This is a genomic window from Vibrio sp. Vb0888 (genome assembly GCF_033338835.1).
In the GTDB taxonomy this organism is placed as follows: domain Bacteria; phylum Pseudomonadota; class Gammaproteobacteria; order Enterobacterales; family Vibrionaceae; genus Vibrio; species Vibrio alginolyticus.
The window spans coordinates 1-1031 of the sequence record NZ_JAWOTL010000341.1 but is presented as its reverse complement, the minus strand read 5'-3'; the positions used below and the strand labels follow the sequence as shown (position 1 = coordinate 1031).

At 41.1% G+C, this 1031-nt stretch carries 2 protein-coding genes; one reads left to right on the top strand and one right to left on the bottom strand.

Annotated elements, in window-relative coordinates; genetic code table 11:
* Window positions 1-99 precede the first annotated feature (99 nt).
* A complete protein-coding gene (locus tag R7P72_RS26120; RefSeq protein ID WP_005494151.1) occupies window positions 100-432 on the bottom strand; it encodes a tRNA-binding protein in 333 nt (110 codons plus the stop codon).
* Between the two features lie 177 nt (window positions 433-609).
* Between R7P72_RS26120 and R7P72_RS26115 the strand changes: the two genes are divergently transcribed.
* The coding region (locus R7P72_RS26115; protein WP_318111171.1) for a LacI family DNA-binding transcriptional regulator at window positions 610-1031 on the top strand (422 nt) is incomplete at its 3' end.

Sequence of the window (1031 nt, the reverse complement as noted above, 5' to 3'; positions counted from 1 at the left end):
GGAGATTATAAATAGAGTTGAATATATATCTATTGATTTATTTATAAAATGAGACACAAAACATAAACATGAACAATAAAACGTTTGCTTGATTAAACTCTAAACAATTCTCACCCCGGTCGGCATCGCTCTTTCTGGCGTTAGTAACACACTTTCGGATTCATCATCCGTTTCTGCGCATAACAACATACATTCAGAGGTTTCACCGCGCATTTTGGCTTTGGCAAGATTACACAACACGACCACTTGTTTGCCCATCAACTCTTCCTCGGTGTAATAAGGCACTAAACTGGTTACGGTTTGCAGTGTTTTTTCACCAATATCAATCTGCACAATATACAGCTTGTCTGCATTTTGATGACGAGCTACTTCAATGATTTTTCCGGTACGAATTTCCAGTTTGGCAAAATCAGAGTAAGCGATAGTTTCCATAATTAAAACCTCAGTAAAGTTTTACTAAAAAGATAACGTTTACACTATCAGTAAGCTTAATAAATACAAGTGGTAAAGATCTCATTTCCGAAAGCAAATCCTCTATCAAATTGCACTTATTACACAATGGGTGTTTAATACTTTCAGTCAAAATTTTTTAGCCACTAAAGGTTCTATATGGCAACGATCAAGGATGTCGCGAAAGAAGCCGGCGTTTCGGTCGCAACGGTTTCTCGCGTGATCAACAAGTCCCCAAAAGCCAGTCAATCATCGGTAGAGTCGGTCACCAAAGCAATGAGCAAATTGGGTTACAGACCCAATGCCGCAGCTCGCGCACTGGTGAGTCAAAGCACAAATACCATGGGTGTGTTGGTGAGTGATGTGTCCGATCCTTTCTTCGGCACGCTGGTCAAATCCGTCGATAATGTCGCGCGCGAAAATGGCAAACATATCTTGATTGGCAACGGTTACCATAATCCAGAAGATGAACGTCAAGCCCTAGAATTGCTGATCAACAGCCGTTGCGATGCAATAGTCATCCACTCGAAAGGCTTATCTGATGAGGAGCTAATTGGCTACGCCCAAGAAGTGAAAGGTAT

Coding starts and splice junctions, on each gene's coding strand:
- R7P72_RS26120 (WP_005494151.1), bottom strand. CDS start 432: ATGGAAACTATCGCTTACTCTGATTTTGCCAAACTGGAAATTCGTACC.